Source organism: Roseateles agri, from assembly GCF_034043675.1.
Taxonomy (GTDB): domain Bacteria; phylum Pseudomonadota; class Gammaproteobacteria; order Burkholderiales; family Burkholderiaceae_C; genus KK5.
In genome coordinates this window covers 169863-190176 of record NZ_JAXCLA010000004.1, presented here as the reverse complement: position 1 = coordinate 190176, position 20314 = coordinate 169863, and the positions used below count along the sequence as shown (strand labels likewise).

The following is a 20314-nucleotide window of genomic DNA, read 5'->3' as shown; positions in this document are numbered from 1 at the left end:
AGCCTTTCTCATGCAACAAGCAGTCCGCACCGTTCTCGCCCTGGCCGTGCTGGCCTCGGCCTCGCTCGCCGCGCAAGCCCACGTCTCGCTGGGCTCGGATTCGGCCACCTACACGCAGAACTTCAACAGCCTGACGACGTCGACCTCGTCGCAGACCTTCATCAACGACACGACGCTGGCCGGCTGGTCGCTGTTCAACGCCTCGGGCGCCGCCATCGGCACCTACGCCGCCGACACCGGCGGCAGCAATGCCGGCAGCTTCCGCAGCTACGGTGCGACCGGTTCCACCGACCGTGCCTTCGGCGCCGTGACCTCCGGCGGCACTTACTTCGGCTCGCCCGCCTCGGGCGCCGTGGCCGGCTACATGGCCCTTGCGCTGGACAACAGCAGCGGCAAGGTGCTGGACAGCCTGACGCTCAGCTTCTCCAGCGAGCAATGGCGCAACGGCGGCAACACCAGCACGCAGACCGCAGTGCTGCAGTACGGCTTCGGCTCCAGCTTCGGTGCCGTCGCCAGCTGGACCGCCGCCGGCAGCAGCTTCAACCTCAGCTCGCCGGTGACCGGCAGCACTGCGGCTACGGTCGACGGCAATGGCGCCGGCCACATCGGCGGCCTCGGCGGCACACTGAGCGATCTGGACTGGGCCTCGGGCCAGACGCTGTGGCTGCGCTGGCAGTACACGAACAACGTCGGCAACGATCATGGCCTGGCGATCGACGATCTGAGCCTGCAGGTGGCAGCGGCGCCGGTGCCGGAGCCAGCGACCGTGCTGCTGATGCTTGGCGGCCTGGGCGTCGTCGCTGGACTGCGTCGTCGCAATCGTTGAGGCCCCTTAAGCCGGTGCGTCGGAAGGTGCGCCGGCTATCACGCTGCTCGGCGACAATCCGGCTGCATGAGCAAAAGTCAACTCGACAAGCTGGGCGTGCGGCTTGCGCGCATGGAGTACAGCGCGGACGAGTTGCGCATGCTTGACGAATACCGCCGGTCCTTTGCACCGGCGAGCGATGCTGTCCTGCAGGTGTTGCGCTCCGAATTTTCCCTGTCACCGACGGCGCGGCCTGCAAAGTCCACAGCGGCCATTGTCGAAAAGCTGGTGCGACAGCGCACGCGATTGACTCAGATCCAGGACATTGCAGGCTGCCGAATCGTCGTGTCGACGATCAGCGAGCAGAAGCGTGTTGCCAAGATGCTTGTCGGAAGATTTCCGGGTGCGCAGATGTTCGATCGAGTCACCGAACCCAACCATGGATATCGGGCGATCCATGTCGTTGTGCAAACCGAGAGGCGCGCTGTCGAGATTCAGATACGCACCGAGCTTCAGCACATGTGGGCCGCGCTGTCCGAGAAAGCAGCGGACCGTTTCGACCACGCCCTCAAGTACGGTGGTGGGCCGGAGCGTATCCGCGAGGCACTATCGCGGCTGTCGACCTGGGCACACGATGTCGATTGGAAAATCGACTTGGTGCAGGTGATCGGTCCCGGCGTCGAGAAGACGGGTGATACCGATCTGCAGAAGCTCTATCGTCAGACCAGCGCGGAACTGGCCGAGGATCGGCGCATACTGAGCGAAGCTTTTGCGGCCCTCGCCGAGGACCCGGACGAACTGTTGGATACGGAATGATCTATTTGATCGACTACGACCGCCAGAGCGGGAAGTTGCGCGAGATGCGCACCTATCCGGACGAAATGCGGGCGACTGCGGAATACGAACGACTCCAATTGGAGCTAGGCCTCCTTGTCGAGCGTCTGACGCGAGAAGTAGTCCTCTTCGAGGCCACCGATGAGGCAAGCTTGCGGCACACACACAGCCGCTATTTCGAGAGCCTCGAAGATCTCGCCGCGCGCGGCGCTGAACTGGCTCAGAGCTGATCTGCGGACGCTACCGCGCCGACGAAATTAGCCACGAAGGGTGACGTGTCGATACGTCGCCAGACGAGCACGAGCCGGACGGTCCCGACGATGTCGGGCAGTTCCCTGAAGACAACGCCGTCCACCTGCAACCGGCGGATGGAGTCGGGCACGAGCGAAACCCCCGCGCCCGCGGCGATCAGGCTTACGACCGAACCCAGCTGCGGCGCGGTCTGACGCACCCGGGCCTCGAATCCTGCGGCGCGGCAGGCGTCGAGCACCGCGTCGTGGACGGACGACCCGACCTCCCGCGGCGTCACGATGAAGGATTCCCCCTTCAGGTCGCTTAGCCGCAGGCCACGCTTCTTCGCCAGCGGATTCTTGGCCGGCAGCGCCGCGATCAGCGGCTCCTCCGCGACCAGCCGCGTCTGCAGGCCCGCATCCATGCCCGGCCAGGGGCGCAGGAAGGCCAGGTCCAGCATGCCGGAGGAAACGGCCGCCCCGAGTGCGGCCGAATTGCCCTCGGTCAGCGTCAATTCGACATCCGGATAGCGGGTGCTGAAGCGGCCGATCGATGCCAGCGCGCCATTGAAATGGGCCGAGGCCGTGAAGCCGATGCGCAGCGCACCCAGTTCACCGCGGTCGGCCCGCTGTGCCGAGCGGATCGCCAGTTCCACCTGCTGCGGAATCTGCGCCACCTGCTCGTGGAAGGCTCGTCCGGCCGCCGTCAGCTCGGCGCCGTGGGGATGGCGGTGGAACAGCCGGGCACCCACCTCGCGCTCCAGGTCCTTGATCTGCAGGCTCAGCGGCGGCTGGCCGATGCCGACCTTTTCCGCGGCGCGGGTGAAGCTGCCTTCACCCGCGATGGCCAGAAAGTAGCGGATATGCCTGAGCTCCATCTCCATACTTTATGTAAATGGAGAAAGCCGGCGGCGGCCAATGGTCTTTCATGGGGGTGAGCTCTAAGCTGCCCGGCGTTGAATAGCCAGCGGCTCCACGCGTCATGACCATTTCCGAACCAAGCCCAGGCTGGACCCAGCCGGGCACTGCCGAATACTGGCGGATGAACCTGGGCCTGTTCCTGGCCGGCTTCGCCAGCTTCTCGCTGATGTACTGCGTCCAGCCCCTGCTGGTCCAGTTCACCCAGGAGTTCGGCATCGACGCGGCGACGAGTTCCCTGGCGCTCTCGTCGACGACGGCCGCCGTGGCGATCACCATCGTCTGCATGGGCATCGTCTCGGAGCGCTTCGGCCGGCGCGGCCTGATGGCCGGCTCGATGTGCCTGGCCGCCGTGTTGAACCTCCTGGCGGGGCTCGCGCCGGGCTGGCACACGCTGGTGGTCCTGCGGGCGCTGGAGGGTGTGGCGCTCGGCGGCGTGCCCGCGCTGGCGATGACCTATCTCGCGGAGGAGACCGACCCCAAGGGCCTGGGCTTCTCGATGGGGCTCTACGTGGCCGGCACCGCGTTCGGCGGCATGATCGGCCGAGTCGGCATGGGCGTGCTGACCGACTTCGGCTCCTGGCGCACGGCGATGGTTACCATCGCCATCATCGATCTGGTCGCCGCGCTGGGTTTCGCGGCGCTGCTGCCCCGCTCGCGCCGATTCGTCGCCCGGCGCGGCTGGGACATGCAGTTCCACGCCAAGTCCTGGAAGGCCCACCTGGGCAACGCTTCGCTGCGGCGCCTGTTCATGCTCGCCTTCCTGTTCATGGGCGTCTTCGTAGCGGTCTACAACTACACCGGCTTCCGGCTGAGCGGGCCGGAGTTCGGCCTCGACCAGACGCGCATCGGCATGATCTTCCTGTCGTACATCCTCGGGATGATCGCCTCGCCCGTCGCAGGCATGGCGTCCACCCGCTTCGGGCGCGCCCGGGTGCTGAAGACCGGCCTGACGATCATGATCCTCGGCCTGCTGCTGACCTTGCTGCACAGCCTGATCGCGGTGATCCTGGGCATCGCCATGATCACCGTCGGCTTCTTCACCTCGCACTCGCTGGCGAGCGCCTGGGTCGGGAGCCTCGGGGCGAACCGCAAGGGCCACGCGGCCGCGCTGTACCTGCTGTCCTACTACCTCGGCTCGAGCATCCTCGGATCGATCGCCGGCCACTTCTGGCAGTCCGGCGGCTGGCCCGGCATCGCTGCCTTCGGCGGCGCCGCGATCCTCATCGCCCTGTGGATCGCCGCATCGCTGCCGAAGACAAAAAGCCTGACCGTTACCGAATTGCAGGGCGCTGCTTGACCTAGCGCGCCAGCGGCAGGTCGCCCTGTTCGTACTGCGGCTCCCTCGGCGCGGCAGCCGGCGCCACCGGGCTGGCCAGCACCACCTGGACGCTGCCCTCGGGCCAGTTGCTCAGCTCGATCGCCTCGCCGACGCGGCCGATGACCGCGGAGCGCTCCTCGCCGAGCACCGAGTCCATCGTCAGCTGGTCGGCGCAAACGATCACGCGGTGCGGCTGGCCCTTGTGGCGGATCGTCACCTCGGCCAAGGCCCAATGCGCGGGCAGGCAAGGCTTCACGTGGATGCGCCCATCGCATAGCGTGACGCCGCAGATCGACTCCACACCGGCGCGCAGTAGCCAGCCGGCCGAACCGGTGTACCAGCTCCAGCCGCCGCGGCCGACCCAGGGCGGGGCCGTGTAGACGTCGCCCGCCATCACGTAAGGCTCGATCGCGTAGACGCTGCCGCGGCGGCGCTCCATCCAGCGGTGGGCCGGGCTCAGTGCGGTGAACATCTGCCACATCGGCTCGCGTTGGCCCAGCTGCGCCATCGCCATCAGCGCCCAGACGGCACCGTGGTTGTACTGGCCGCCGTTCTCGCGCACGCCAGGCGGGTAGGACTGGATGTAGCCGGCATAGGGCAGCTCGTGCTGCAGCGGCGGATCGAGCAGGCGCACCAGCGGCGCGGTGGGCGAGCCGCCGTCCAGCAGGTGGGAACAGGCGCTGGCCATGGCCTGGCGTGCGCGGGCCGGCTCGCCGGCCTTGGACAGCACGGCCCAGGCCTGTGCGATCAGGTCGATGCTGCACTCGGTGCGGCTGGCGGAGCCCATCGGCGTGCCGTCGTCGAAGAAGGCGCGCAGGTACCAACGGCCGTCCCAGGCCTTGGCGTCCAGCGCCTGCGCCCAGCCCAGCCGCGCGGCCTGCCAGCTGCGCACGCGCACCGCGTCGTGGCGGGCCATCGCCAGCGGCAGGAAGTCGTCGACCACCTTGCACAGGAACCAGGCCAGCCACACCGATTCGCCCTTGCCCTCGTGGCCGACGCGGTTCATGCCGTCGTTCCAGTCGCCGGTACCGAACAGGGGCAGGCCGTGGACGCCGTTGGCCAGGCTGCGATCGATCGCGCGCGCCGCGTGCTCGTAGAGGCTCGCCGTCTGCTCGCTGATGCCCGGCGTCTCGTAGACGTCCTCGGCCCCGGGCGGCACCTCGCGGCCCACCAGGAAGGGATGGGGCTCGTCCAGCAGGGCCAGGTCGCCGGTGCGCTGCACGTAGAGCGCCACGGCAAAGGGCAGCCAGAGCCGGTCGTCCGAGAAATGCGTGCGCACGCCGGCGCCGCCGGGCTCGTGCCACCAATGCTGCACGTCGCCCTCGGGGAACTGGCGCGCGGCATTGCGGCGGATCTGCTCGGCCAGCAATTGCGGCGCGTGGGTGACGAGCGCCATCGCGTCCTGCAACTGGTCGCGGTAGCCGAAGGCGCCGCCGGCCTGGTAGAAGCCGGCGCGGGCCCACATCCGGCAGACCAGGGTCTGGTAGGGCAGCCAGTGGTTGATCAGCGCATCGAAGCGCGGATCGGGTGTGTGCACCTTCACGGCGCCCAGCAGCTCCGGCCACTGCTCGCGCTGCTGCTTCAGGCGCTGCGCCGGGTCGACGTTCCAGGCCTCGGCCGCCAGTGCCTGCGCGGCGGCGGGATCGGCGCCATGGCCCAGCAGCATCGTCACGCCAGCCTCCTGGCCGGGCTGCGGCGTCATCGACGCGGCCAGCGCCGCGCAGGGGTCCAGGCCCGAGCCGGCGTGCTGGCCCATCTGGCCCGGCAGCACCAGCTGGCCGGAGGCGTCGAAGAACTCGCGCCGGTCGCAGGTCCAGTCCTGCAGCAGCGGCCGGGTCGTCGCCTGCGCGGCGCCGGCCTCCAGGCCTTGCGGCGGGCGCAGCATCAGGAAGGCGGTGGCATTGCCGAAGCCACCCAGATGGTCCAGCTGCGTGCACAGCAGCGCCAAGCTGCGTGCCGGCTGCGGCAGGCCGGCGCCCTCGGGCCCGGTGCTGAGCCACATGGAGCGCGTCGCCAGCGAGAGCCGCTCCTGCCGCGCGCTGCCCATCTGCCATTCGGCCATGGCGACGAGGCGCAGCCGGCGCGGCTTGGTCGCGCCGTCTTCCAGCGCGACCTGGATCTGCACCTGCTTGACGGCGGCCTTCACGTCCACGCACCAGGTGAGCGTGACCACCAAGTCATCGACGCGCTGCGTGATCCGTGTGAAGCCCATGCCGTGCTCCACGTCGCTGGCCAGTGCCTCGTTCAGGCGCCGGCCCAGCGCCCAGACGCGGCCGCGGTCCAGATCGTGCAGCAGCAGCCATTCGCCGGGCGGGTCGATCAGCGGGTCGTTGGACCATGGCGTCACCTGGTGCATGCGGCTGTTGCCCGCCCAGGTGTAGCCGCCGGCCAGCTCGGAGACGTGGCAGCCGAAGTCCGGGTTGGCCAGCACGTTGATCCAGGGCTTCGAGGGCCGGCGCGTCGGCGACAGCTGGAACGAGAACGCGCCGTGCTCGGGGTGGAATTGGCCGTCCGGCGGCAGGGCCGTGCCGCGTGGGCGGTCCTGCAGCACCTCGGCCACCGGCCATTGCTGGGCACGCCCGTCGTCCGTGCCGCGCTGCTGCTCATCGGCCAGGCGCTCGATCTGCTGGGCCAGCGCGCGGCCGTCGGCCAGCAGCTTCAGCCGGGCCAGCGTCTGCAGGGTGAAGCGCTCGTCGGGCGTCAGGTCTTGCTCGCGCAGCAGGTGCAGCTTGCAGCGGAGGTTCTCCGGCAGATCGTGATGCTGCTGCGCCTCCTGGCGCGCCTGCAGCTGCTGCAGCTGGTTCTGCACCGGCGACAGGTAGGAGGCCGGCTCGCCGTTGGTGATGACGAGGTCGACGCCCAGGCCCGCGGCGGTCCACCAGCGCAGCGCCTTCTTGAGCGTCTGCACCAGGTCCAGCCCTTCCTCGCCACTGATGACGACCCAGATCAGCGGCCGCTCGCCCGAGATGCCGTGGCGCCACAGCAGGCGCCGGTCGCAGCGGGCCGCGGCGGAGGCGGCCATGCGCTGTGCGCTGTCGCGCGAGGCCTGCGCCGTGATCATCGTGTTGATCGTCAGCATCGCGTTCCAGGTCTCGGCGTCGAACTGCAGCTCGCGCAGGCGGATGCCGGCCATCGTGTACGACATGCTCGCCGCCCGCTCCACATGGCTCGGCTGGCGGTACTTGTCGACCAGCGCGTCCAGCGCCTCGGCGTCCTGGGATGCAGCGGTGCAGAAGGTCAGCTTCACGGTGGCGCCCGGCGGCAGCTGCAGGGTGACGATCAGGCCGGCCAGCGGGTCGAGCCCGTTGTCCAGCGCCACGCCGGGGCCGTTCTGCCAGTTGGGGCCTTCCAGCGGATCGCAGCCGGCATCGCCCAGCGGCCGCGCGGGGCTGCCGCTGCGGCCGATCCAGCGGGCGCGGTCGGTGCAGGGGGCGATGTCGTCGATCCGGCCCTCGACGGCGGCGAGGAAATGCACCGCGCGCATCACCGGCTCGTCGGGCAGGCGCGGGCGGCGCTCCAAGGTCATTAGCCGCTCCGCCGCGATCCAGCGCTGCTGGATGAACATGTTCGAGAAAGCGGGGTGGGACTCGTCCGCCCGCTGCGGGGCCAAGGTGGCCTCGAACACGGCGGCCAGACGCAGCGACTGGCGCGAGCCGCTGAGGTTGGTCAGCTCGATCTGGCGCAGCTCGCAGTCGTCCTCGGGGCTGACCCAGGTGGTGCAGCGCGCGTGCAACTGCGGCCAGCGCGCCTCGAAGACGACGCGGTCCGCCTGCATCCGGCATTCGTAGCGGGCCGTGCGGTCGGGCGCGGGGTGAGCGGTGATCGAGTGCCACGGGGCAGCATCCCCCTCGCGCTCCTGCCGCTGCAGGTAGAAGAAGCTGCCGTGCGCGCCGCGCAGCAGGTCGTCGCGCCAGCGCGTCAGGCCCACGCCGCGCCAGGCGCTGTAGCCGGCACCATCGCTGCGCAGCACGGTGGCGTGGCGGCCATTCGTCAGCAGTTGCGTCAGCGGCACGCCGCCGGTCTCGCGCAGCGGCTGCAGCTCGCGCAGCAGGCGCACGGCGCGCGGGCTGCGCGGCTGCGGTGGGGGCTCGGCGATGGGCAGCCGCGCCACCTCGCGCGGCGCGCGCTCGTGCAGCAGGCTGGTCACCGCGCGGATGTGCGGATCGCTCATCGCCCAGCGGCGCGGCGCGTTGTCGGCCAGCAGGTTGGTGATCGCCACCAGGCTCATCGACTGGTGGTGAGTCATGAAGGTCTCCACCAGGGTGAAGATGCTGCCCGCCGCCTGGCGCTGTGGCGTGTAGTCCAGCGCCTCGATGAAGCCCAGCGACTGGCGCGCGCCCAGCGTCTGCAGCGCGCGCAGGTTGGCCACCGCCGCGGTGGGCGAGACCATCGCGGCCATGGCGGTGGCATAGGGCGCCAGCACCCGCTCGTCGGCCGGGATGCGGCGCAGCGCGAGTCGGGCCGTGCCCTGCGGGCCGTACTGGTAGGCCAGCGTGTGGTCCTGGCCGGCGATGGCCGACTCGCTCATGCCCCAGGGCGTGTGGTGCTCGCGGCCCTCGCGCCGCTGCTCGGACACCGCGCTGCGGCAGACCTGGCCCAGCACGCTGCCGTGAGGCTCGTCCAGCACCAGCGAAGGCATCAGGTACTCGAACATCGAGCCCGACCAGGAGCGCAGGCCCACCTCGGTGCCCTCGGCGAAGAAAGGCCGGCCCAGCGCCGCCCAGTGCTCCACCGGCGCATCGCCCTTGGCGATGGCGAGCAGGCTGGTCAGCCGCGCCTCGCTGGCGAGCAGGTCGTAGTGGTTCTCGTCGACCTGGCTCGGCTGCATCTGCGGGTCGAACCGGTAGCCGATATGCAGCAGCCGGCGCTCGCGGTCGTACAGCGGCGTGAAGTCGGCCTGCAGGGCCAGCGCGTGGCAGCGGCGGCCGAGGGCCAACAGGCGCTGCTGCAGCGCTGCAAGGTCCTCTAGCGGGTCGCGCAGCGCCGATTCGATCGAGCCGACCATGTCATGCATCAGCCACAGCGCGCCACGGTCGGCGCCTGCCAGCGTCGGATGCATGGCGTCCAGTTCGGCGCGGCCGCGGCTCACCTGCGCCTGCACGTCGCGGGCCTCTTCCCCATTCGTCGGCCACTGCCATTGGCCTTCGGCCAGTTGGGCCAGCGCCTTCAGCGCCGGCGCGCCGGCCAGCACGGGCTGCAGCGCACGCACACGCTGCAGCGAAAGCTTCAGTGCCGAGCGGGCCGGCAGGCTGTCGATGCCGCCGGCCGCGGCCAGCTCGCAGGCGCGCGCCACGGCCAGCAGGTGGGCCGAGCAGTTGCCGCTGTCCACCGAGGAGACGTAGGCTGGCTGCAGCACTTCCAGCGTCTGCGTGTCGTACCAGTTGTAGAAGTGGCCGCGCCAGCGGGGCAGGCGGTCCAGCGTCTCCAGCGTGGCCTCGAGCCGGTCGGCCATCGACGCGAGGCCGATGAATCCCATCTCGCGGGCGCAGGCCACGGCCAGCAGGTACAGGCCGATATTGGTCGGCGAGGTGCGGTGGGCCACCATCTGGTGCGGCAGCTGCTGCACGTTGTCGGGCGGCAGGCAGTGGTCCTCGGCGCCGATGTGCTGCTCGTAGAAGCGCCAGGTGTCGCGTGCCAGGCCGTGCAGGTAGAGCCGCGTGTCCTCGTCCATCGCATCCTGCGGCGGATCGCGCCGCGGGCGGCTGGCCAGCCAGGTCCACAGCGGCGAGGCGGCCCAGATCAGCAGCAGCGGCACGGCGGCGCTCCACAGCACCGGCGCACCGAAGGCCTGTGCCGCGCCCAGCACGGCCAGCAGCACGAGAGCAGCCAGCGGCACGCGGCGGTGCTGGTGCAGCAGCGCCGGCAGCTCGGTGCGCGCGGCGGCTTGTGCCTGGGCGGCGGTCGTCCACTCCAGCAACTGGCGGCGCGAGACGAGCTGGCGGTACAGCGCGCGCACGATCGCGTCGCCGTACATCAGGCTCAGCTGCAGCAGCTGCACGCCGTGCCAGACGGCCAGCATCAGCGCGCGCAGCACGTCGGCACCGGCATGGCGGTAGAACAGGCCCAGGGCCACGTCGTCGCGGTTCGGCGCGAGGCCGGCCACGGCACCCAGCAGCGGCCCGGCGCTGAATGCCGCGGCGATGACCAGCAAGGTCCACGACAGCGGCAGCACGCCGGTGGCCAGCACCAGCAGCAGCAGGGCCAGCGAGCTGGGCGCCACCAGCGAGCGGCGCAGGTTGTCCAGCATCTTCCAGCGGTTGATCGCCGCCAGGCCGTAGCGCGAGGCGCGGGCCAGGAAGGGCAGCAGCTGCCAGTCGCCGCGGGTCCAGCGGTGCTGGCGGGCGGCGGCCACGTCGGCGTGGAAGGGCGAGTCTTCCATCAAGGTGATGTCGCTGACGCCGGCGCAGCGGGCGATCGAGCCTTCCAGCAGGTCATGGCTCAAGACCTGACCCTCGGGCAATCGGCCCGACAGCACCGCGTGCAGCGCCTGCACGTTCAAGAGGCCCTTGCCGGTGAAGGTGCCTTCGCCGAACAGGTCCTGGTAGATCTCGGAGCTGGCGGCGCTGTAGGGGTCGATGCCGCCCTGGCCGGAGAAAAGCCGGTGGAAGGGCGTGGCCTCCTCGGGCCGCGGCAGCGGCGTGGTGACACGCGGCTGCAGGATCGCGTAGCCGCCGATCACGCGGCGCGTGCGCGGGTCGATGCGCGGCAGGTTCAGCGGGTGGGCGGCCATGCCCACGAGCGCGCGCAGGCGGCCGGGCGGCATGTCGGTGTCGGCGTCCAGCGTGATCACGTGGCGCGTGTCTTCGACCGGCCGGGACAGCGCGTCGAAATCGATGAAGGGCGATTGCGAAGCTGGCACCGCCAGCAGCTCGACCAACTGCTCCAGCTTGCCGCGCTTGCGCTCCCAGCCGATGAAGCGCTGCTCGGACTCGCTCCACTGGCGCCGCCGGTGCAGCAGCAGGAAGCGCAGGCCCTGCTCGGGTGGCTGCGGGTAGCGCTGGTTCAGCGCGGTCAGCGCCTCGCGCGCAGCGGCGAGCAGCGACTCGTCCTCGGGCGCGTCGGCGGTCGGTGCATCGGCGAAATCGGTCAGCAGCGCGAACTGGCAGTGCTGCTCGGGGTTGGCCAGATGGTGCTGCTCCAGCTGGGCGGCCAGCGTCGCGGCGTCGCCTGTGCGAGCCAGCATCGCCGGCATCACGACCAGCGTGCGCTGCTCTGCCGTCAGGCCTTGCGCGAGCCCGAGCCGTGGCAGGGTGCGCGGCCGCACCGATTCGCTGATCAGCCGGCTGACGAAGGCAACCGCCGCCTCGCTGGCCGGTCCCAGCAGCAGCAGCGCGGTGAGCGCGATCAGCCAGCCGGGCTGGTCGGCCGCGGCCTCATGGTTCAGCAGCCAGGCGACGCCGCTCAAGGTCAGCACGGCCAGGCCGCCGAAGTAGGCCCAGCTCATCAGCGCACGGCGGCCGGCGCTGCCTTCCGGCGGCCACCATGGCGCGGCAAGGCCCAGGCCTTCGTACAGGCGCGACTTGCCGGGGCCGCGCCACCAGTAGGCCGGCGCACCGCCGTGGCCGGGCTCGGCGCTGCCACCGGCACGGGTGAGATCGACGATCAGCTGCGCGACGGTCGCCTCGCTGCGGCCCGAGCGGCGGGCCAGGCTCTCCACCGCGTGCAGCGTCTGGTCTTGCGTCTCCTTGGACTCGGCCGCATGGACCGGCGCCGTCTGCAGGATCTGCATCACCTGGCTGGTGGCGCCGATCAGCTCGCGCCAGTCGACCCGGTCCAGATGGCGCAAGGTGACGATGGCGTTGCGCACGCTCTGCTGGTCTTCGGTCGATTCGTTCTGCTGGCGGGCCAGAGTGGCCGCGGGCTCGGGCAGCCGGGTGCTGAGCCAGGCGTCCAGCGCGCGCAGCACCTCGGGGCGCAATTCTTCCTGGCGATGTTCCAGCTGCAGGTAGAAGGCGTCCTCGACGCCGCGCGCCTTGATGCCGGGCTCCAGCGCCTCCAGCTCGGAGATCTGGGCGGGATCGGTCGGATCCTTGTCGAACCAGTGGTGTGCGGCATCACGCGCGGCCTGCTGCGTGGCCGAGCGCTCGGCCAGCCGGCGCAGGTTCTCGACCAGCACGACGCGCAAGGTGGTCGGCAGCGCCCACAGTTCGGCCAGCGACAGCGGGCGCTCGGCCTGGTAGGCGCTCAGGTAGCTGTGCAGCAGCGCGGGGTCGAAACCGCTGTCGGTGTGGGCCACCCAGGCCCAGGCGATGCCGTAGATGCGCGGGAGGCCGGCCAGCGGCTCGTCGCGCAGGCGCGGCAGCAGGCGGAAGAAGCTGCGCGGCAGGCCGCGGCGGATCTCGTGGAGCTGCTCGTCGATCAGCGTCGCGTTGTCGAGCAGCCAGTGGGCGGCGGGACCGAGGTGGCGGCCTTCGGCGACGCGGCGTTCCAGCTGCGCGCGCGAGCGCTTGAGCATCTCGATATTGCCGCGCAGCCGTGGGAAGAACTGCGGTGCGCCGCTGCGCTGGCCGCTGATGACCTCGTTGGCGATGGCCAGGCTGTGGCCGTGCTGCTCGAAGCGAGCGGGCCCGAACAGCACCGAGCGGATCGGCGGCTCCAGCGGGCCGGCGGCGGCATCGAGCAGGGTGGCGGCATCGTCGGCCGGCTTCGTCACAGCCATGCGCAAGCCAGCAGCAGGACGACGGCCGAGACGGCTACCGTCGTCGCGAAGCGGGGCGCCACGAGCCGGTGGATCTCTTCCGCCAGCATCGCGGCGCCGAACCATCGGCCGCGAGCCAGATGGCATTGCTGCAGGTGGCGGCACAGGTCGGTGGCGGCGTCATGGGTGGGCTTGAGGCGGGTGGGGAGAAGGGTGGCGGTGCTCATGGCGTGGGCTTCGTGTCTTTGAATTCAGGGGATGAATCGGCACTCCAGCTATCTGCCAGGGCCACGGCCACGGTTTCCGGCGCTACCGACGACGAGGGCTGGGCGCCGGCAAACAGCACCGAAGCCAGCGCCACCATCAGGTAGGGCAAGGAAGAGGCCAGACGGCGGCGAGACGGGGACGGAGAGCGTTTCATGGCGTGGACTCCTGGATCTGGAGCGATCTGGATCCACTCTATCGACGGGGTCGTCTCCTGGCTTTCGGACGCCTGCGCGAGGCCTTGTCAGCGTTGTCCGACGACATGTAGGACAAGTGTTTCTGCTGCGTCAACGTGTTACCAATTTGGCCGTCAATTGCTGGGCCAGCCGCCACAGCGCCAGGCGGTGCGCGGCCACCAGCGCATCGGGCTCGGGCCCTGCCGCGGGGGCGCTCACATCGAGATCGAGGACGCTCAACGGTTGCCCGCCCGCCGGCGCGGCGACGGTGCAGCGCGCGACGATGCGCACGGTGCCGCGGTCCGGCGCCACGCTGAAATCGAGGATCTGCAGCCGCAGCTGGCGCGCTACCGCGAGGCCGGCCGGCAAGGTGCCGCTGACGACGTTGCCGGCGCCGTGCAGTTGCGCCAGGTCGTGCAGCAGGATGCGCGGCACCGCCTCGTCCAGCGGCTCGGCCCAGCGATGGTTGGGCAGCGGCTGCATGCCGGAGGCGCCGACCGGCAGCCACAGCACGTCACGCTCCAGGTACTCGGGCAGCTTGACCGGCGCGACCAGTTGCCAGACCTCGGCTGGCGCGCCGGGCTGGGCAGGAGCGGCGGCCTCCGGTGCCTGCAGCCGCAACTGGTAGTACTGCGGCGGTGGTGCCTGCGGGCCGGAGGAGCAGGCGGCGAGGGCCATCGCGGCGAGCAGCGTTGCCAGGGGCTTGACGTTCATGGCGGTGACTTCGGCTTGAGGGTCTTGTCGGCGGCCAGCGGATCGGCCGGGCGGCCGCGCAGCAGCGCGTCGGGATGGCGGCTCAGCAGGTCGGCCAGCTCGCGCACGGCGCGGGCGGCGCGCGACACGTCTTCCAGCGCGCGGTCGGCATGCTGCAGCGTCGGCGAATCCTCGCCGACGTCCTCGCGCAGCGAGGCGGCGGTCTGGGCCAGCTCGTCGGCCGTGCGCTGCAGGCTGGTGATCAGCGGCGAGCCGGGCGCCACCAGCTCCTTGTAGCGGTCGGCCGCGCTGCCCAGGCGCGCGGCGCTGTTGCCGACGTTGTCGGCCGCGCCGCCGACCTTGGCCAGCGCCTTGTCCGCGCCGTCGAAGGCATGCTGGGCGGAGGTGGCCAGCGGCGGCACGCGCTTCTCCAGCGCCTCGGTCAGCTGTCGCACATTGCCGGTGATCGCCACCAGGTCCGCCATCGCCTGCTTCAGCTGCGGGCCGGCAACGACGGTGCGGGCCGATTCGGCGATGGCCGAGACGTCGTCCAGCAGCCGGCGCAGATCCAGGCCATCGAGCTGGTTCTTCAACTGCTGGATGGTGGTCGTCGTGGTGGGGATCTCGAGTTCGCGATCGTCGGTGCCGCGCAGCACGGCGGGCTTGGCGGGGCGCAGGTCGAGGTCGACGTAGAGCTGGCCGGTCAGCAGGCTCTGCATCGAGAGCTGCGCCTTCAGCCCGCGTGCCACCATCTGCTCCAGCACCGTGCGGTTGCCGTCCTTGCTGGCCCGCGCGGCCATGCCGCGGATCGCATCGGGCTCCAGATCGGCCTGGACCGGGATGATGAATTCGTCCTTGCCCGGTTCGTACACCAGGCCGATCGAGCTGACGCTGCCCAGCCGCACGCCGCGGAACACCACCGGCGCGCCGACCGCCAGGCCGTAGATCGAGCCGCTGAAGTGCATCACCACGCGCTCCTTGCGCGCGAACAGCTTGCCGCCGCCGGCGGCGATCACCGCGGCGATGACAAGGATGAGGCCACCGACGGCGAAGGCGCCGATCAAGGTGGCGTTGGCCTTGTTCTTTTTCATTCGGGCTTTCCGCGGCGCAGGAATTCCTGCACCTTCTCCGGTCCGTGATCGAGCAGGGCTTGCGGCGAATCGAGCGCCGTCATCGTCTTGGCCTCGGCGTCGAGGAACAGCACGCGATCGGCCACGGCGAAGATGCTGGCCAGCTCATGGGTGACCAGCGTGATCGTGTTGCCCTGGTCGCGCAGTTGCAGGATCAGCTCGTCCAGGCGGGCGGCCGTCAGCGGGTCGAGCCCGGCGGAGGGCTCGTCCAGGTAGAGCAGCGGCGGCTCCAGCGCCAGGGCACGGGCGATCGCTGCGCGCTTCTTCATGCCGCCGGACAGCGAGGATGGCTCCGCGTCGAACTGATCGGCCAGGCCCACCAGGGCCAGCTTGTCGCGTGCCTTCTGCTCGCGCGCGTCGGCATCCAGGCGGGTGAACATCTCCAGCGGCAGCATCACGTTCTCGCCGACGCTCATCGAGCTCCACAGCGCACCGCCCTGGAAGCTGACGCCGAAGCGGCGGCGCAACTGGGCCAGCGCCACGTCGTCCGCGGCGTGGAGGTCTTCCGCGCCGTAGCAGATGCGGCCGGCGGCCGGCGCCTGCAGGCCGATCAGGTGGCGCAGCAAGGTGCTCTTGCCGCAGCCGCTGGCGCCGATGATGGCCAGCACCTCGCCGGCGCGGATGTCGAAGTCGAGATTGCGCTGCACGACGTGGCTGCCGTAGGCCATCTTCAGGCCCTGCACCCGCACGAGGGTCTTCAGCGCGACTTCGGCCTCTGCCATCACCAGTCCAGCCTCTGCAACGCCACGGTGGTGAGGGAGGCAGCGACCACGATCCACACCATCGCCTGCACGACGCTGGCCGTCACCGCCTGGCCCACCGCCTGCGCGCTACGGCCCGAGCACAGGCCTTGCCGGCAGCCGGCCAGGGCCACCAGCAGGCAGTAGAGCGTGCCCTTGCCGAGGCCGATCAGCACGTGGGGCAGGGTCAGCGCGTGCACGCTCTTCCAGGCGTATTCGAGCGGGGCGAGGCCGAAGATGGTCACCGCCACCAGCCAGCCGCACAGCATCGCGACCAGCGCGGCGAAGGCCGTCAGCACGGGTGCGACGAGCAGCATGGCCAGCACGCGCGGCAGCACCAGGTGTTCGATCGGGTCCACGCCCAGCGCGCGCAGGGCATCGATCTCTTCGTTGGCCTGCATGCTGCCCAGCTGGGCCGCGTAGGCCGCGCCGATACGGCCCGACAGGATCACGCCGGTCATCAGCGCCGCGACCTCGCGCACGCCGCCGATCGTGACCAGGTCAGCGATGTAGCTCTGCGCGCCGAAGCGCTGCAGCTGCACGGCGCCCATGTAGGCGAGGATCACGCCGACCAGGCCGCTGACGAGACAGACGATGCCCAGGCTGCGCGGGCCCGCCTGATCGAGCTGCCACAGCAGATCGGCGCCGCGCATCGCCGTCTTGCCGCGCACCAGGCGCGACAGGGACAGCAGCACGTCGCCGATGAATTTGAAGGTGATGAGGGCATCGGCCCAGAACGCTGTCGTTCTCAGGCCGATGCCTTCAAGCCAAAGAGGGGGGCGCTTCCTGTTGTTCGAGTTCTCGGAAGCACCGAGGACCAGGCTCATGTTCAGGCGGTCTTGACCACGAGGTGGTTGTCGACGCTCAGCACGCCCTTGATGCCCGCGGCCAGCTTGGTGGCGCGGTCCTTGGCGGCGTCGCTCGGCGCGGTGCCGTTCAGCTCAACCAAGCCGTCACGGGTGTCCACGTTGATCTGCAGTGCGGACAGGTCCGGGTCGCGGGCCAGTTCGGACTTGATGCTGGCGGTGATCGTCGCGTCGGCCATCTTGGCCTCGGCCTTGTCGGCCGTCTGCGACATCTTGTCGCCCAGCTTGCCGGCCTCGGCTTCGGTCTTCGCCTTGGCTTCGTCGGTCTTCTGGTCGACCTTGGCGATCGTGTCGTCAAGCTTCTGGCCGGCCGTGCGGGTGTCGTCCTGCTTGCTGCAAGCCGCCATCGTCAGCGCCGCAGCGCAGGCCGCAACCAGCAAGGACATTCGATAGGTGGAAGTGGTTTGCGTGTTCATCGGTCTGCCTTTCATTCCAGTGGAATCAGATTTGGGGCTGGACAACGTGCACTGAAGCTCGTGATCCATGCCTTCAGCTTAAGAAAGGGGACGGGGCCGACCTATCGGCCTGGGGCGGGTTCGGCTGTGGGAACACGCTGACAGGGCGTCCTGATGAAATCTTTATGCGCGGCGCACTAATCTTTGCGGGCGATTGATACACGCGGTCCTAGAGTGATGCCCATGACAAGAGTCCTCGCAACGCAAAGCCCCAGCGGGGCTCACGACATCTGGAAGATCGCCGCCTGGCTGCAGCCGCGCGAGATCCTGCTCGACGTGGACTTGCGCGACCGCGCCCACGCCTGCGAATTCCTGGGCGCGGAAATCGCGCGGACCCATGGCCTCGAAGCCGGGCCGGTCGCGCGTGCCCTGTGGCGGCGCGAGCAGGCTGCGTCCACCGGACTCGGCCACGGGTTTGCGATCCCGCATGCGCGGATCGGCGGCATCGAGCGGCCGATCACGCTGTTCGCACGCACGGTGCGTGGGATCGATTTCAAGGCGCCCGATGGAGCGCCCGTGTCGCAGCTGCTGGCCATCATCGTTCCCGAGCAGGGCGCGCGGGACGATCACCTGAGGATGCTCGCGCTGATCGCCCGGTTGCTGTCCGACGGAGCGTTCAGGGAGCGGCTCGCTCGTGCGCTTCAGCCGGCGGAGGTGGCGGTGACCTTCCGATCGGGCATCACGCACGCGGCCGATTCGCTGGCCGATTCTTGAGGTTCAGCTGGATTTCTTGCGGCGCGAAGCGCACAGCGTCATGCCCAGGCCGCCGGCCAGCATCAGGGCCAGGCTCGAGGGTTCGGGCACGGCGCTGATCGACTTCTCCGTCACCATGCCCAGCGATTGGTAGCTGGAGTCGGACTCTGTCAGGAACTGCACGTTGTACTGGGCCGAGCGGTAGCTGGCCGGGATGGCGTCGAAGTTCTGGCGCAGGTCGTTGATGATGGTGGTGTAGAGGGCGGTGTCGTAGGCCGGGTCGGTGTCGCCGGCATAGCTGAAGCCCTTCGTGGTGTCGAGGCTGCTGAGCTTGCCGTTGAAGTCGCCCGTCAGTTCCCACACCGCTTCGTTGAAGCCGTAGCCGGAGTACGCGCCGTAGGCGCCGCTCATCAGCGGGGCGTAGTAGTGGTCCACCACGTAGTTCAGCAGCCCGGTGGCCTTGTCGGCGCCGGCGGCATGATCGACGAAGGGGGCGAAGGAATCACCGAGGTCGTACTGGTGCGTGGCGCCCGCGCCGGCCCAGTGGGCCCAGCCCACGACGCAGAAGACGAAGGCGCTGTCCGGAACCGACGCCGAACCGGACAGGGCCTGGATGTTGGTCATCTCTCCCATGTAGCCATTGAACGAGTTCTGGCTGGTCAGCGTGCCCTGGACGGGCGTCGCGGCGCAGGGGGCCGCAATGCTGGCGGCAAGGAGGGTCGTGCAGAGCAGGGTGGCAAGCTTCACGGGATGACTTCCATGGTTTGATTGAACGAATTGTTCAATATGAACAAATTGTATGAATCAAGCCATGGTTGGCCATGTGCAGCAATGCACACGGCGACGGCCAAGCGCGAGGCGGGCCGTGAAGAATTCCGCAGCGGATCAGCTCCTGCCTTGCTCTACCGACTCCGCCGGGGCCTCCGGCGGTGCGGGCGGGGGCGGCGGAGGAGGTGCCTGCCGCGCCATCATGACCAGCAGGGTGCTCAGCAAGGCCTGGCCGGGCGCCTGGCCCAGCTGGTGGAAGGCCCAGCGCACCAGCCGGCCGGGCAGCGGCTGCACGTGCCGGCGGACCGCCGGCCAGCGCCAGGGCTTGCTGGTCATGACCGCCAGGCCCAGGGCGCCGGAGACGAGCACCGCCGCCAGCGGATGGCGGCGCACCACCGGCCTCAGGCTGGCGTGGAGTTCCCCGGCCACCAGTTCGCTGGTCGCGCGCCAGGGATGGCCGTGCCACCACTCCTGCAGCGCCGTCATCGCCACGGCCGCCACCGGCGAGCCGCGCACGCCGCGGCGCAGGCTGCGCCACAGGGCGCGCAGGCGGCGTGGAATGTTGAAGCCCTTGCGGGCCGGCTGGCCGGTGTCGTCGACCGGTTCCTCGATCAGCTCTTGGCGAAGCTGCAGGCGCGATGCGGCCAGGCGCTGCAGGGCAGCTTCACGCTTGCGTTCGCGTTCGTCGGGAGCGGGGGCGCTCATCCCTCGCTCGCTTCGCGGAGCAGGGCGGTGTCGAGCGCGACCTGCTCACGCACGAGGTCGAAGGAGCAGTTCAGGGGGCGGCTGCGCATGCGGAACACGCAGAAGCCTGCCAGTGCATAGGGCACAGCGGGCACGATCAGCAGCAGCCAGGGGTAGGGCATGTCGATCACGGGCACGATGGCCAGCAACAGCAGCGCCGTGCCGGCGAGGCCCGTGCCCAGCGCAATGCCCAGCATCGCGCCGACGGCCCAGAGCGCGTGATTGCGCAGCTGGGCCGTCGTCTCGCTGGCCTCGACCGAGACCAGTTGCGCATAGGCGCCCAGGTGCTCGGCCAACAGTTCCGGCCGGGTGGCCAGGGTACGGAACAGCGGATGGATCATGGGCGCCTAAATCGTCCAGTTTAGGCTGGGATCAATAGCGGTTCGAACGCGAGCGCGACAGCCAGCTGAGCACCAGCGCGGTGACGGCGCCGGTGGCGGCGGCGATCATCACCGCCTTGACCGGCTCGTCCTTGATGTAGCCGACGGTGGCGTCGCCGGCGCGGCCGATGCGCTCCCGCACCTGGGTGCTGGTTTCGCGGGCGCGGTCCAGCGTGCGGCGGGCGATGTCTTCCGCCTGTCCCGCGACGCGGCCCAGGGCCGAGGCGGCCTGGTCGCCTGCGTCATGGATCTTGTCCTGCAGCTTGCTGACGGCCTCATCGGCCTTGGCGCTCAGGTCGGTGCTGTCGGATTGCTTGTTGGTGGCCATGGTGTGGTCCTTTCGCTTTGTGAATCGTCTGTGGATGGAAGGGGAAGCTACTTGCGCACCAGGCCAACGAGGAAGGTGGCCACGGCCATGACCACGAAGACCAGGAACAGGATCTTGGCGATGCCCGCCGCGCCGGCCGCGAGGCCGCCGAAACCGAACAACGCTGCGATCAGCGCAATGACGAAGAAAACGACCGCGTAGTGAAGCATCTTGTTTCTCCTGTGCGGCTGAAGAAGTGCCGCGTCGATGGACTCACTGTACGGAGGGCCTGTAGGGCAAGCGGCAGTCCCGGACGCCGATACCTTGTCAGCGGCACCGGACATGAGACGTA

The 20314-nt window shown here is 69.8% G+C and carries 19 protein-coding genes; 5 read left to right on the top strand and 14 right to left on the bottom strand.

Annotated elements, in window-relative coordinates; translation table 11 throughout:
- Nucleotides 1-10: 10 nt before the first annotated feature.
- From SNE35_RS12835 to SNE35_RS12825, 3 genes are all read left to right on the top strand, one after another.
- Nucleotides 11-826, top strand: coding sequence for a PEP-CTERM sorting domain-containing protein (locus tag SNE35_RS12835; protein ID WP_320423309.1), 816 nt, complete (start codon nucleotides 11-13; stop codon nucleotides 824-826).
- Nucleotides 827-892: 66 nt separating this feature from the next.
- Nucleotides 893-1621: a hypothetical protein gene (locus SNE35_RS12830; protein ID WP_320423308.1), complete on the top strand. Its 729-nt coding sequence runs from the start codon at nucleotides 893-895 to the stop codon at nucleotides 1619-1621.
- Nucleotides 1618-1869 carry a hypothetical protein gene (locus tag SNE35_RS12825; RefSeq protein WP_320423307.1) on the top strand — a complete coding sequence of 84 codons (252 nt, stop codon included), beginning with the start codon at nucleotides 1618-1620 and terminating at the stop codon, nucleotides 1867-1869. Before SNE35_RS12830 ends, SNE35_RS12825 begins: the two co-directional genes overlap by 4 nt.
- Here SNE35_RS12825 and SNE35_RS12820 read toward each other — a convergent pair.
- A complete protein-coding gene (locus tag SNE35_RS12820) occupies nucleotides 1860-2753 on the bottom strand; it encodes a LysR family transcriptional regulator (protein WP_320423306.1) in 894 nt (297 codons plus the stop codon). The genes SNE35_RS12825 and SNE35_RS12820 overlap by 10 nt on opposite strands.
- A 98-nt stretch (nucleotides 2754-2851) precedes the next feature.
- Between SNE35_RS12820 and SNE35_RS12815 the strand changes: the two genes are divergently transcribed.
- The gene (locus SNE35_RS12815) at nucleotides 2852-4087 is read left to right on the top strand and encodes an MFS transporter (RefSeq protein ID WP_320423305.1); all 1236 of its coding nucleotides are present in this window, start codon (nucleotides 2852-2854) and stop codon (nucleotides 4085-4087) included.
- Nucleotide 4088: 1 nt separating this feature from the next.
- On the opposite strand, the gene SNE35_RS12810 is transcribed toward SNE35_RS12815, so the two are convergent.
- The 8 genes from SNE35_RS12810 to SNE35_RS12775 all read right to left on the bottom strand — a co-directional run bounded on the left by SNE35_RS12810 (nucleotide 4089) and on the right by SNE35_RS12775 (nucleotide 17031).
- Entirely contained in the window at nucleotides 4089-12767 is an 8679-nt protein-coding gene (locus SNE35_RS12810) for a GH36-type glycosyl hydrolase domain-containing protein (RefSeq protein WP_320423304.1), read from the bottom strand.
- The gene (locus SNE35_RS12805; protein ID WP_320423303.1) at nucleotides 12758-12973 is read right to left on the bottom strand and encodes a hypothetical protein; all 216 of its coding nucleotides are present in this window, start codon (nucleotides 12971-12973) and stop codon (nucleotides 12758-12760) included. The genes SNE35_RS12810 and SNE35_RS12805 overlap by 10 nt, the downstream gene beginning before the upstream one ends.
- Nucleotides 12970-13167, bottom strand: coding sequence for a hypothetical protein (locus SNE35_RS12800; protein WP_320423302.1), 198 nt, complete (start codon nucleotides 13165-13167; stop codon nucleotides 12970-12972). Before SNE35_RS12800 ends, SNE35_RS12805 begins: the two co-directional genes overlap by 4 nt.
- Before the next feature lie 130 nt (nucleotides 13168-13297).
- Nucleotides 13298-13900 carry a PqiC family protein gene (locus SNE35_RS12795; RefSeq protein WP_320423301.1) on the bottom strand — a complete coding sequence of 201 codons (603 nt, stop codon included), beginning with the start codon at nucleotides 13898-13900 and terminating at the stop codon, nucleotides 13298-13300.
- A complete protein-coding gene (locus SNE35_RS12790; protein WP_320423300.1) occupies nucleotides 13897-14970 on the bottom strand; it encodes an MlaD family protein in 1074 nt (357 codons plus the stop codon). Before SNE35_RS12790 ends, SNE35_RS12795 begins: the two co-directional genes overlap by 4 nt.
- Complete coding sequence (locus tag SNE35_RS12785; protein WP_320423299.1) at nucleotides 14967-15731, bottom strand: ABC transporter ATP-binding protein; 765 nt, start codon at nucleotides 15729-15731, stop codon at nucleotides 14967-14969. The genes SNE35_RS12790 and SNE35_RS12785 overlap by 4 nt, the downstream gene beginning before the upstream one ends.
- Nucleotides 15731-16576: an MlaE family ABC transporter permease gene (locus SNE35_RS12780; protein WP_320423298.1), complete on the bottom strand. Its 846-nt coding sequence runs from the start codon at nucleotides 16574-16576 to the stop codon at nucleotides 15731-15733. Before SNE35_RS12780 ends, SNE35_RS12785 begins: the two co-directional genes overlap by 1 nt.
- A gap of 2 nt (nucleotides 16577-16578) precedes the next feature.
- Complete coding sequence (locus tag SNE35_RS12775) at nucleotides 16579-17031, bottom strand: BON domain-containing protein (protein WP_320423297.1); 453 nt, start codon at nucleotides 17029-17031, stop codon at nucleotides 16579-16581.
- 216 nt (nucleotides 17032-17247) lie between these two features.
- On the opposite strand from SNE35_RS12775, the gene SNE35_RS12770 reads away from it, so the two are divergent.
- On the top strand, nucleotides 17248-17784 hold the full coding sequence (locus SNE35_RS12770; RefSeq protein ID WP_320423831.1) for a PTS sugar transporter subunit IIA: 537 nt from the start codon (nucleotides 17248-17250) through the stop codon (nucleotides 17782-17784).
- A 3-nt stretch (nucleotides 17785-17787) separates the two neighbouring features.
- Here the strand turns inward: SNE35_RS12770 and SNE35_RS12765 are convergent, their stop codons facing one another.
- The 5 genes from SNE35_RS12765 to SNE35_RS12745 form a co-directional block, all read right to left on the bottom strand.
- Nucleotides 17788-18510: a PEP-CTERM sorting domain-containing protein gene (locus tag SNE35_RS12765; RefSeq protein ID WP_320423296.1), complete on the bottom strand. Its 723-nt coding sequence runs from the start codon at nucleotides 18508-18510 to the stop codon at nucleotides 17788-17790.
- A 138-nt stretch (nucleotides 18511-18648) separates the two neighbouring features.
- Nucleotides 18649-19236, bottom strand: coding sequence for a hypothetical protein (locus SNE35_RS12760; RefSeq protein ID WP_320423295.1), 588 nt, complete (start codon nucleotides 19234-19236; stop codon nucleotides 18649-18651).
- Nucleotides 19233-19616 (bottom strand): hypothetical protein, encoded by a 384-nt coding sequence (locus SNE35_RS12755; RefSeq protein WP_320423294.1) that lies wholly within the window; start codon nucleotides 19614-19616, stop codon nucleotides 19233-19235. The genes SNE35_RS12760 and SNE35_RS12755 overlap by 4 nt, the downstream gene beginning before the upstream one ends.
- 31 nt (nucleotides 19617-19647) lie before the next feature.
- Nucleotides 19648-19983 carry a hypothetical protein gene (locus SNE35_RS12750; RefSeq protein WP_320423293.1) on the bottom strand — a complete coding sequence of 112 codons (336 nt, stop codon included), beginning with the start codon at nucleotides 19981-19983 and terminating at the stop codon, nucleotides 19648-19650.
- Nucleotides 19984-20030: 47 nt separating this feature from the next.
- The gene (locus SNE35_RS12745; RefSeq protein WP_320423292.1) at nucleotides 20031-20192 is read right to left on the bottom strand and encodes a DUF1328 domain-containing protein; all 162 of its coding nucleotides are present in this window, start codon (nucleotides 20190-20192) and stop codon (nucleotides 20031-20033) included.
- Nucleotides 20193-20314 lie beyond the last annotated feature (122 nt).

Bases quoted from the DNA above. Each gene is read 5' to 3' on its own strand.
- SNE35_RS12835 (WP_320423309.1), top strand. From the start codon at position 11: ATGCAACAAGCAGTCCGCACCGTTCTCGCCCTGGCCGTGCTGGCCTCG.
- SNE35_RS12830 (WP_320423308.1), top strand. From the start codon at position 893: ATGAGCAAAAGTCAACTCGACAAGCTGGGCGTGCGGCTTGCGCGCATG.
- SNE35_RS12825 (WP_320423307.1), top strand. From the start codon at position 1,618: ATGATCTATTTGATCGACTACGACCGCCAGAGCGGGAAGTTGCGCGAG.
- SNE35_RS12820 (WP_320423306.1), bottom strand. From the start codon at position 2,753: ATGGAGATGGAGCTCAGGCATATCCGCTACTTTCTGGCCATCGCGGGT.
- SNE35_RS12815 (WP_320423305.1), top strand. From the start codon at position 2,852: ATGACCATTTCCGAACCAAGCCCAGGCTGGACCCAGCCGGGCACTGCC.
- SNE35_RS12810 (WP_320423304.1), bottom strand. From the start codon at position 12,767: ATGGCTGTGACGAAGCCGGCCGACGATGCCGCCACCCTGCTCGATGCC.
- SNE35_RS12805 (WP_320423303.1), bottom strand. From the start codon at position 12,973: ATGAGCACCGCCACCCTTCTCCCCACCCGCCTCAAGCCCACCCATGAC.
- SNE35_RS12800 (WP_320423302.1), bottom strand. From the start codon at position 13,167: ATGAAACGCTCTCCGTCCCCGTCTCGCCGCCGTCTGGCCTCTTCCTTG.
- SNE35_RS12795 (WP_320423301.1), bottom strand. From the start codon at position 13,900: ATGAACGTCAAGCCCCTGGCAACGCTGCTCGCCGCGATGGCCCTCGCC.
- SNE35_RS12790 (WP_320423300.1), bottom strand. From the start codon at position 14,970: ATGAAAAAGAACAAGGCCAACGCCACCTTGATCGGCGCCTTCGCCGTC.
- SNE35_RS12785 (WP_320423299.1), bottom strand. From the start codon at position 15,731: ATGGCAGAGGCCGAAGTCGCGCTGAAGACCCTCGTGCGGGTGCAGGGC.
- SNE35_RS12780 (WP_320423298.1), bottom strand. From the start codon at position 16,576: ATGAGCCTGGTCCTCGGTGCTTCCGAGAACTCGAACAACAGGAAGCGC.
- SNE35_RS12775 (WP_320423297.1), bottom strand. From the start codon at position 17,031: ATGAACACGCAAACCACTTCCACCTATCGAATGTCCTTGCTGGTTGCG.
- SNE35_RS12770 (WP_320423831.1), top strand. From the start codon at position 17,248: ATGCCCATGACAAGAGTCCTCGCAACGCAAAGCCCCAGCGGGGCTCAC.
- SNE35_RS12760 (WP_320423295.1), bottom strand. From the start codon at position 19,236: ATGAGCGCCCCCGCTCCCGACGAACGCGAACGCAAGCGTGAAGCTGCC.
- SNE35_RS12755 (WP_320423294.1), bottom strand. From the start codon at position 19,616: ATGATCCATCCGCTGTTCCGTACCCTGGCCACCCGGCCGGAACTGTTG.
- SNE35_RS12750 (WP_320423293.1), bottom strand. From the start codon at position 19,983: ATGGCCACCAACAAGCAATCCGACAGCACCGACCTGAGCGCCAAGGCC.
- SNE35_RS12745 (WP_320423292.1), bottom strand. From the start codon at position 20,192: ATGCTTCACTACGCGGTCGTTTTCTTCGTCATTGCGCTGATCGCAGCG.